Source organism: Oricola nitratireducens (genome assembly GCF_014904745.1).
In the GTDB taxonomy this organism is placed as follows: domain Bacteria; phylum Pseudomonadota; class Alphaproteobacteria; order Rhizobiales; family Rhizobiaceae; genus Oricola; species Oricola nitratireducens.
In genome coordinates, this window is record NZ_JACZCS010000040.1 from 1 (window position 1) to 10,064 (window position 10,064).

Sequence of the window (10,064 nt, forward strand, 5' to 3'; positions counted from 1 at the left end):
GGGCGCGTCGTTGACGCCGTCGCCCACCATCATGACGGGCCCGTGCTTGCGCTCTGTGAGAACCAGAAGAACCTTCTGGTCTGGCGTGAGGCCGGCCCGGAGCCCATCAAGGCCGAGCCCATCTGTCACGCGCTCTGCCACATCCGCGCGGTCGCCTGTGGCGAGCAGGATGCGCGAGAGGCCCTCGCGGCGCAGTCCGTCCAGCATGGCGCCCGCGCCTTCGCGCAGGGGGTCAGACATCACGAGGTGCCCCGCCATGTGGCCGTCGACCGCGACCGCGACCAGGACCGAGCCGGCCGCCATGGCGGGATGATCGCCGGGCCGCCGTCCAACGCGGAAGGCTACGAAGCCGTCGCCGCCGACGATAACCTTGTGGCCCTCGACGTGGCCCACGACGCCTTCGCCCGGGATCTCTGCCACCTCTGACGGAACGGGCAGCGAGAAGCCCCGCGCCTTCGCGGCGGCGACGATGGCCTGCGCCACGGGATGCTTGGATGCCTGGTCGAGCGCGGCGGCGAGGCGCAGGATATCGTCTTCGCCCATGCCGTCGTGGCTGTCGATCGACACGATCTGCGGACGGCCGTCCGTGAGAGTGCCGGTCTTGTCGAGGATCAGCGTGCGGATGCGCGCCATGGTCTCAAGCGGCCCCGCGCCCTTGATCAGCACACCGAAATGCGCGGCCCGGGACAGGCCCGCGACGAGGGCAACGGGTACGGCGAGGATCAGCGGACAGGGCGTGGCCACGACCAGTACGGCGACGGCCCGGATCGGGTCGCCTGTAAACCACCATGCGGCGAAAGCAATAGCGACTGTGACAGCCAGAAACCCCAGCGACCAGCGGTCTGCCAGACGCGACATCGGCGCCTTCGACCGTTGCGCCTCTTCGACCAGCCGGACGATCCCGGCATAGGTGCTTTCCGCGGCGCGGCGCGTGGCCGCGAGATCAAAGGCTTCGCCCGCATTTGTCGAACCGCTCATGGTCTCGGCCCCGTGCGACAGGCGCACCGGCAGAGACTCGCCGGTCAGCGCCGAGGTGTCCACGAAGGCCGCGTCGGATACCACCGTGCCGTCCACGGGTACGACGTCGCCCTGCCGGATCAGAAGCCGGTCGCCGGGCCTGATGTCGTTAAGCGGGATATCCTCGAGTTCGCCATTCCGATGGCGTGTCGCCGTACGGGGAACCCTTGACAGCAGGTCGTGCATCTCGCGCCGTGCGCGACCTTCCGCGAAGCTTTCGAGGAAGGTACCACCAGAGTACATGACGGCGACGATCGCTGCCGCGAACGTCTCGCCGAAGACGAGGGCCGCCGCCATGGATAGCGCCGCCACGATATCGAGCCCGATTTCGCCGCGCCCGATGCTACGCAGGATTTCAACGATGAGTGCAGCGAGTGCGGGAACAACTCCGACGAACCACGCGATGCTCGCTATATCGACGTTACCGGCAAAATAGAATCCAAGCCCCGAGATGAGGCCGCCCAAGGCCAGTAAAAGAATTGCTGCCTTGAAGCGGTCCGTGCTGGTGCGGTCCATGCGGCTTATCCATCCCTGGCGGAGGCGATCGCCGCCGACTCTTCGGCAAAAAGTCGTCCGACTCCCACGCCCCTTGTGCTCCCGTCATCATCGCGCAGGAGGAACAGGGCGTCGAGCCCATGTTTTCTTGCGAGTGGTGCCCCTCTGTCAGCTCCGAGCACCATGAGCGCGGTCGCCCAGGCATCGGCTTCGACACAACTCTTTGCGACGACCGTAACCGATGCCGGCGAGGCGAGCACGGGCGCGCCGCGGCCCGGATCCATGGTGTGCGACAGGCGGCGACCCTGCACCTCGACCCAATGGCGATAGTCGCCCGAGGTGGCCACGGCTGCGTCCTGAAGCGCCAGGATGGAATGGGGCGCGCGGCGCTCGGGGTCCGGAGCCTCCACCGCAATCGTCCATGGTTTCTGGCCCGGCCGAAGCCCGAGCGCACGCATCTCGCCGTCGATCCCGACAAGGCCGGCCTCGATCCGGTGGCAGCGCAGTGTCTCGGCCAGCCTGTCCACTCCGTATCCCTTGGCAATGCCGTTCAGATCGAGGGCGACGGGCGCGGTCTTTCGGACATTGGTTTCGCCGATCTCGAACGCCTCATGCGCGGGCATCCGGTCTACGGCCATCGCGGTACGGATACGATCGGATGTTGCGGCTGCCGGCCCGAAGCCCCAAGCCGTCACCGCATCGCCCATGCCGATGTCAAAGGCCCCGTCCGAGGCGCACCCGATCTCGAGCCCAAGCCTCAGAACCTCCCTCAACTGATCAGGCACCGTCACCCATGAGCCAACCGGCGCTGCGTTGAGGCGCATCAGGTCGCTATCGGGTTTCCAGGTGGACATCTGCCCGTCCACCTCGTCGACGGCGGCCTGCAACGCGGCGCGGACTGGCTCCGGATCAAAACCCGCCTGCGCGAAGAACAGGGCCGACCATCGCGTTCCCATGGTCGGGCCGTTCAGCGCGTGACGCACCGGTTCAGTATACATCTTCGACATAACGCCCCTCCGCCTTCAGCACCGCGGGCGTCAGCCCGGTGGGCGCAAGGATTTCGGCCAGCGTGTCGGCGACCCCTGCGGCCATGCCGCGTCCGCCGCACACCATGACACGCGCGCCGTCGCGGATCAGCCGGGCGAGTTCGGCCGTGTCGCCGCGCAACGCGTCCTGGACGTAGTGCGGTCGCGCTCCGCGCGAGACCGCCGTGACGAGCCGGGCAAGACGACCCTCTTCCTGCCAGGCAGGCATCTCCTCGCCGTAGAAGAAGTCACTGTCCGGATGGCGCATCCCGAAGTAGAGATGGATGGGGCGCCGCTGCGCATTGCCGCGCACGAACCCCGCCAGCGGCCCGATGCCGGTTCCGGCGCCGATCAGGATGAGTGGCGCGCGGCTTCGACCCGGCTGGAAGCCGGGATTCCGGCGCAGGAAGGCGGTCACCGTGTCGCCGGGTACCAGCGTGGTCAGCTGACCGGAGCAGAGGCCTCCCGGATGCTTCCTGACCACGATCTCGACAAATCCGTCGCGGCGCGCCGAAGCGAGCGAGTAGAGGCGCGGAACGGGTGATCCCTCGGGCATAATGCCTATCAGGTCGCCTGCGGCGAAGCGCGAGAAGCCCGCCCCGGTCAGTCGCCGCCAGATCGTGGCGCGCGGCAGAGTGAAGCGCAGGATCGCGGTCGGTGCCTGCACCTCGGCGCCATAGTCGCGGCGCGAGATCAGGGTAAGCGTCTCGGTGGTGGGCAGAACGGGTTGGTGGGCGAGTTCCAGATCGATCCCCAACGCCTCCCCGAGGGCGCGCCCCCAGCGTGCGAAGTCCTGCGGCGACTGGCGGTCGATCGTGTCGAGCGGCAAGAGCTCCGGCCAGCCCTTCGCCTTGGCTGCCGCAGCGACGTCCCTCGCGAAGGCGCAATAGGCGGAGAAGCTTCGATCGCCGAAGCCGAGCACGGCAATGGCCGAGCTGGGGGCGCGATCAAGTGCGGACAGTCGGTCGAGGAAACCTTTGGCCGAGGCCGGTGCGGCGCCATCGCCATAGGTAGCGGCCAGCACGATGATTTGTTTGGCGCGAGCATAACGCGCGGGCGCGAAGCCGGACATAGGCGCGACGTGGACACTCTGTCCGGCATCGGTCAATGCAGCATGAAGTGTCGCGGCGAAGCCCCAGGTACTGCCGCCTTCGCTGCCGACGAGCAGGATCGTCTCGGCCTGTCCGGCCGGCTGGTTTCCGCGAATGCGCGGGCGTCCGCGCCGCGCCGCCAGCCAGACCAACACGCCCGTTGCGCCCATCGCGGGAACGCCGAGCGCCATGATCCCCAAAACCAGCCCGAGCGTTGCCGCGCCCTGGCCCGTGTGCAGCATGTAGATGGTTTCCGAGACGCGTTCCCATCCGGTCAGGTCGGACCAGTTCAGAAGCGCCCCCGTACCCTGATCGAGATACCCGGTGCCCTGGTCCGTCTTCAGCGTGAAGACATCGGTGGCGTCGCCGGGATAGGGAAAATTCAGCTCGCGAAGTTCTGCTACGGGCGTGTCGCCAAGCACCGCCAAATTGGCGAGGGCCACGCCCATCTCACCGCTCACCGCAGTCGGGAAGGCCGGTGTGGCGCCTCTATCGGGCAGCAGATCGAAGGTGGAGGCCGTCATCCACAAGGCAGTGGCTGACGACAAGAAAAGGCCGAACACCGCGATCCGGGCGATCTCGACATGCAGCCGGCCTGATAGCGGCCCGCGCAGCCGCGTGAACCAGTGCCGCCAGCCCCCCGCACGCCGCGCAACAAGCGCCGTGCCGGACAGCGACAGGACGAGCATCGCCGCAGCCCCCGCCGCCATCGCGATGCGGCCCCCATCTCCGAGGAAGAGCGAGCGGTGGAGGTTCGTGAGCCAGCGCTCGATCTGATTGGGGTCGGCGGAAGCCACACCCTGGCCCGTCGTGGGATCGATCACAGCCGAGCCGGGCGCGCCACCATCGAACCAATAGGCGGTGATCCGCCCCGAGGGGCCCCGCCGGATCTGCTCGACACCGGGATATGCGGCCTGGATGCGGGTGGCGAGTTCGGCCACGCTCAATCCCTTCTCCGCCTGCGGCGCACCAAGGCGCTCCGCCGCCGGAAAGACGGAAAGCGCCGCGCCGCTAAGCGCCAGTACGGTAACGAGGACCAGGGCGAAAAGCCCCGGCCAGCGGTGAAAGGCACGGATCATGGTCTCGCCTCCATTACATGCTGTAACCGAAGCTGGCGACGTAGCGGCGCCCGCCCACCGGATTGTCCGCGCCCTCCGAGGTTAGCGGAACGGCCACCTCGTTCGGGCTGTCGCGCATGTTCTCGACCGCCGCGTCGATGTGCAGCGTGTAGCCGGCATCGAAAAGCGCGTCCGCGAGGTCCAGCGTGATTTCGAGCGTCCGCCCGGCTCCGACGCTGGCGCCGGTGATGCCGTTGATCTGCGCAGGATCGCCGCCGGTAGCGCGGTACCAGTCGGTAAGATGCTCGTAGTATTTGGACTTGCCGCCGGCCATCCAGAGACTGCCGGCATAAGCGCCGTCGGCGTCAGTGACATAAAGAGCGAGATAGGCGCCATCGCCGCCATAGTTGTTGAGCGTGGTCGTCAGCGCAACCGGGCGCGCCGTGGCAATACCGGGTATCGTGAGTGCCGTCGTGAGCGCGAGAGCGGCCAGTAGGGATTTCATGCGATCGTTCCTTTTCCGGGAAACAGGAGTGTCGGGCTTGCGTCAGTTCACCTGAACTTTCGGCGGCGTGCCGCTGCCGAAGAGCCCGTTCTGCGGCGGCGATACGGTGCCGGCCGGCGCCGGATTGCGCGCAGGGTCGCCGCAATCGTCATCGTCGCAATCGTCTTCCTCGTCGTCGTCATCACCGCCGAAGAAGGACGCGCGTCGGTATTCGCGATCGTCGTCATCGTCGTTGTCGTCACTGATGAACATGAGCGGCACGGCTTCCCTTTCGGCATCTGCTATCGCCGAGATGGGGCGGGTGATGCCGTCGGTCATGGCACGCATGGCACCCCATGCGGGCAATCCGACGGCCGCTGTCAGTGCCGTCGAGGCAACAAGAAGTGTGAGAGTTCTTTTCATGGTAGGGTCTCCTTTCGTCTGCTGGGAGCAATCTGGACACACCACCTGAGGCTTTCCTGACAGAGACGCGGTTTTCGCTTCAGCTTGCCGTCAGGGACAGAAAGGTTCCGCTGAAGGACACCGGGATCGGAGACGCCTGCGGATGTCCGCGCGAACCAAAAGGCCGGCTGCGGTAGCCGGCCTTCTTCCGATCTTTTCCATCCAAAGCCGTGTGCTCCGGTCGGGTGGCTTACTGCGAAAACCTGTCCGTATGTCCGCCGATGACTCGCCGACAGGTGAGCGCGTGCAGGCTGCCCGTACTCATCATGGGGAGCCAATTACTGCCGAAGGGCGTCCTCGGTCGAACCGGCACCGTCAGATGGGTTCGCCTCTTCCATGTGCCGCTCAACGCCGGAACTGACGAGCACGGCCGCCGGATAGAGTATTTCGGCATCTCCGGTTTCGTGCCAGACGATCCGCTCCGCGAGGCGCGATATGTCAGGCCGACCCTGCTCTTCCGCGGTGGCGAATAGCTCGACCAACGCGATTACGACCTCTGTCTGTTCGTCCATAATCTGAGGGAGTTCTGCTTGCAGGCGTGTCATCCCACGCTCGGGCTCACCGGTCATCGTGCCCATCATGGCCGGCGCGGCAAGCTCCAGGAACGGCAGGATCACGGCTTCCTCCGTCTCATTATGCCGGCGCACAAGATCGGCTGCAGCGCGAGCTGCGGTTCCGATCTGTCCTGGCACGCCGGCGACATCCTCGAGTTGCATGAGGAAGTCCTCATGAGCGGCACTCAGAATGTACGGTGTCGCCGGAGGGGCCGCGGACGCCGTCGCGGTAAACGCGCACATGACGGCAGCAACAACAATTGACGCTTTCATTATCTTCTCCTTTGCTCGCTACCGGGTCGACCAAGGAATCTTCCATGCAATGCTGATTTCCACGCCGCCGGCACGATCATTCTGGGAGTGCTAAATGAGAGGTTCCTGACGGAAGCGCGGCTTTCGCTTCAGCTTGCCGTCAGGAAAGGTAAAAGCCCCGCCGGAGGGGTCGGCGGGGCTTCGTCCGGGACAAGAGGGCCGGGACAGCCCCGGACAGTATCAGGAAATGTCGCGCGGACCCGGAGCGCGCTTGGTACCCGTCACCATCGAGCGGGCGAGGTTTTCGTGATGGCGGAACGAGGCCAGCACGACGCCCCCGACATGCAGCGCCACGAGAACGAGTAAAAAGTTTGCCAGCGTCTCATGTATGTCCTTCAACGACCCTTCCGCTTTTCTTGCGCCGTACCCGGCTTCGTAACCCTCCTCATCGGCGAAGGTCGGGGCGGCGATTTGCGGAAGGTCGGATAGAGCGGCCATACGGCCGGGCTCTTCCATCAGCCAGCCGGTGAAAGCCGTACCGGACAAGGTTACGAGCAGTGCCACGGTCATTGCCGCGCCCGCCGGATTGTGGCCGAGGTAACGGCGTTCCCGCCCCCTCGCAGTGTCCCCCAGATAGGCGAGCGTGGTTGTCGGCCCGCGCAGAAACTGCGTAAAGCGGGCGTAGTGGCTACCGACAACGCCCCAGGCCAATCTAAAGGCAATCAGGCCCGCGACCGCGTAACTGGCAATCTCGTGAACCGGTTGCAGCTCATCCGCCGTCAGCCAGGCGACAGCAAAGGCGGCGGCCAGGCTCCAGTGAAAGATCCGGATCAGCGGATCCCATACGCGAACCATAACCTTGGTTTCCTCGCTTCCGGATTTGGCGTGTCCGCCAACCGCATCAGTCATTGCCCCGATCCTTCTTGTCTGAACGTGGACGACCGTCGACATCCTCATATTCGATGTCGATGACTTGAAGTGTCGCGGGATGCACCGTCACCTCGATCCGTCGACCTTCGGCATCGCTGCCGTTGATTTCGTAGCAGCCATCGTCGATCTTGATCCGGCGCACGGTCCAACCGTTTTCATCGGCAAGGCGCGCGACTGCTTCGCGCGGCAGCCAGTCCGCCATCGGAACAAAGCAGTCGTCGTCAGCAACCGCGACACCTCCCGGAAGAACTACCAGAAATGCCAGCATCGTCAGTGTCTTCTTCATCGGTAAAACTCTAATTCACGATCAATCTGGAGGAACGCTATGAAACGAAACTTACGGGATCCTGAAGCGTATGTACCGCGACTGTCAGCTTCGGGTCAGGTAGATCTGTGAAGGAGGATCGTCGGGAAAAGGAACGGAGATCGCGATGCGCATCCTGTTGATCGAGGACGATGCCGTTCTGGGCGCGGCAGTGCGGGACCAGATTGCGGCGGACGGCCAGTCCGTGGACTGGGTCACGCGTCTGGATGCGGCAAGGGATTCGATGACAGGGGCGGCCTACGATCTGGTCCTGCTCGACCTGATGTTGCCTGACGGCCGCGGCATCGGCTTTCTCAAAGCATTACGCGCCCGAGGGGACGTAACGCCGGTAATCATCCTGACCGCGCTCGATCAGGTGTCCGACCGGATAGAAGGGTTGAACGCGGGTGCCGACGACTATCTCGTGAAGCCATTCGACCTTGCGGAATTGTCGGCCCGGATCGGCTCGGTGGCGCGCCGCTATACCGGCAATCCAAATCCGATCATTACACACGGCTCGCTCGACATTGATCTCGCATCCCGCAGTATCCATCGTGACGGCAAGCCGGTTCAACTGACCGCGCGCGAATGGGCCTTGTTCGAAGCCTTCCTTTCCCGGCCCGGTCAACTCCTGTCCAAGGCGCAACTCGAAGAGAAGCTGTATGCATTCGATGCCGAAGTGGAAAGCAATACCATCGAGGTGCACGTGAGTCGGCTACGCAAGAAACTCGGAACCGGGGTGATCGAGACCGAACGCGGTCTTGGCTATCGGCTCGGCAGACCATGAGAGTGCCACACAGCCTCCAGGCCCGGCTGGGATTGTCGATCGGCCTTCTGCTGATGTTGCTTTGGATAGGCGCTGCTTTGTTCACCGCGAACCTGCTGCGTCAAGAGATGGACAAGGTCTTCGACTCGACCCTTCAGGAGACCGCACAGCGTCTCTTGCCGCTTGCCGTTCTGGACATCGTCGGCCGCGAAGAGGAGGGTATCGCGCAGCGACTCGCCGCCATTCGCGTGCACGAAGAATTCTTCACATACATCGTCCGTGACGACAGGGGGCGGATCTTGCTGCAATCCCACGCAGCCGACCCGACCGTCTTCCCGCCCTATGACGGATCGGGATTCGCGCAGACGGCAACCCACCGACTATACAGCGACGAAGCCCTCCAGGGGACTATCCGGATTACGGTAGCCGAGCCTCTGGAACATCGGGCGACAATCGCACGCGGGATAGAAATGGGGCTCGGGCTGCCTATCCTTTTCGTCATCCCGACTGCCTTCATCGTGATCGCACTCGCGGTTCGCACGACCATCGCGCCTGTGCGGCGGTTCCGGGAAAGGCTCCAGGCTCGCGACGAGCGGGACCTGACGCACGTACCAATTGACGACCTTCCCGCTGAAATCGTCCCCTTGGCAGCCACGCTGAACGCGCTTCTCAGCCGGCTCAAGGCGGCCTTCGATGCAGAGCGCAGCTTTGCCGCCAACGCGGCGCATGAACTGAGAACGCCACTGGCCGGCGCGATGGCACAGGCGCAGCGCCTGCAGATAGAAACGGCCGAGCCTGTGACTGCACGACGAGCCGCGGATATCGAGGCGGCGCTGAAGCGGCTCACGCGCCGTACCGAGCGTTTGATGCAATTGGCGCGAGCCGAGGGGGCACAACTCCGTCTCGATCGGACGTCCGATTTGCGTATGGCTATTCGCGTCGTGGTGGAGGATGTCAGGCGAGCCGCGGATGGCGAACGTGTGTCCCTCCGACTTCCCGCTCAGCCGGTGGTTTCTGACCTGGATCCGGACGTCGTAGGAATCCTGTGCCGCAACCTGCTCGAGAACGCGCTCCGTCACGGCAGTCGGACCGCTCCGGTCGAAGTGACCCTGAAGGCGGATGGGGAACTCACAGTCGTCAATGAAGGGCCTGTTGTGGCGCCGGAGAAACTTGCGCGCATCACCGACAGATTCGAACGCGCCAGCGGTCACACGGACGGCAGCGGGCTCGGGCTCGCGATTGTCACGGCGATTGCCGAGCGTATCGGGAGCCCTCTCTTATTAAGCTCTCCGCGCTCGGGTCAGGTTTCGGGCTTTGAAGCGAGCTTGAGACTTCCGACCTCGGTTCCCGAAATTTCGGGACGAGCATTGGACCTTGAATAATGGTCACTCACCCATTTCGGACACCGCCATGAATATGCGGTGCAATTCTTCGAAAAGTCTGCGCCGGGCAATCGCATCCCGAAACCACCGCTAACTGATAAGGTCGCCCGAAAGCGGACCATCTCCACCCTGCCTCAAAGCAGCCTGACGGGACTGCGCCCCATGCACGAACCCGCTTCGCGGGAGAGTCGCGGGTGGCGAGATAGCGTCATAATTATTGGCTTCGGCCAAGACAGGCCTGATC

The 10,064-nt window shown here is 64.5% G+C and carries 10 protein-coding genes; 2 read left to right on the forward strand and 8 right to left on the reverse strand.

All coding sequences use genetic code 11. From position 1 onward, the window contains the following. The 8 genes from IG169_RS18555 to IG169_RS18590 form a co-directional block, all read right to left on the reverse strand. Positions 1-1,533 (reverse strand): heavy metal translocating P-type ATPase (locus IG169_RS18555; protein WP_193177751.1); only part of this gene is annotated, 1,533 nt, incomplete at its 3' end. Positions 1,534-1,538: 5 nt separating this feature from the next. Continuing rightward, positions 1,539-2,519 carry an FAD:protein FMN transferase gene (locus IG169_RS18560; protein WP_193177752.1) on the reverse strand — a complete coding sequence of 327 codons (981 nt, stop codon included), beginning with the start codon at positions 2,517-2,519 and terminating at the stop codon, positions 1,539-1,541. Next, positions 2,500-4,707 (reverse strand): PepSY domain-containing protein, encoded by a 2,208-nt coding sequence (locus IG169_RS18565; protein ID WP_193177753.1) that lies wholly within the window; start codon positions 4,705-4,707, stop codon positions 2,500-2,502. The genes IG169_RS18560 and IG169_RS18565 overlap by 20 nt, the downstream gene beginning before the upstream one ends. 13 nt (positions 4,708-4,720) lie before the next feature. Then, on the reverse strand, positions 4,721-5,191 hold the full coding sequence (locus IG169_RS18570; RefSeq protein ID WP_193177754.1) for a DUF2271 domain-containing protein: 471 nt from the start codon (positions 5,189-5,191) through the stop codon (positions 4,721-4,723). Positions 5,192-5,233: 42 nt separating this feature from the next. Beyond that, positions 5,234-5,593, reverse strand: a complete 360-nt coding sequence (locus IG169_RS18575) for a hypothetical protein (RefSeq protein ID WP_193177755.1) — start codon at positions 5,591-5,593, stop codon at positions 5,234-5,236. A gap of 317 nt (positions 5,594-5,910) precedes the next feature. Further along, positions 5,911-6,459: a hypothetical protein gene (locus tag IG169_RS18580; RefSeq protein WP_193177756.1), complete on the reverse strand. Its 549-nt coding sequence runs from the start codon at positions 6,457-6,459 to the stop codon at positions 5,911-5,913. A 219-nt stretch (positions 6,460-6,678) separates the two neighbouring features. Continuing rightward, positions 6,679-7,389, reverse strand: a complete 711-nt coding sequence (locus tag IG169_RS18585) for a cytochrome b/b6 domain-containing protein (protein WP_246717453.1) — start codon at positions 7,387-7,389, stop codon at positions 6,679-6,681. Then, positions 7,340-7,654 (reverse strand): PepSY domain-containing protein, encoded by a 315-nt coding sequence (locus tag IG169_RS18590; RefSeq protein ID WP_193177757.1) that lies wholly within the window; start codon positions 7,652-7,654, stop codon positions 7,340-7,342. Before IG169_RS18590 ends, IG169_RS18585 begins: the two co-directional genes overlap by 50 nt. Before the next feature lie 145 nt (positions 7,655-7,799). Between IG169_RS18590 and IG169_RS18595 the strand changes: the two genes are divergently transcribed. Together IG169_RS18595 and IG169_RS18600 are read left to right on the forward strand one after the other, a co-directional pair. After that, entirely contained in the window at positions 7,800-8,459 is a 660-nt protein-coding gene (locus tag IG169_RS18595; protein ID WP_193177758.1) for a response regulator transcription factor, read from the forward strand. Further along, positions 8,456-9,820 carry an ATP-binding protein gene (locus tag IG169_RS18600; protein ID WP_193177759.1) on the forward strand — a complete coding sequence of 455 codons (1,365 nt, stop codon included), beginning with the start codon at positions 8,456-8,458 and terminating at the stop codon, positions 9,818-9,820. Before IG169_RS18595 ends, IG169_RS18600 begins: the two co-directional genes overlap by 4 nt. Positions 9,821-10,064 lie beyond the last annotated feature (244 nt).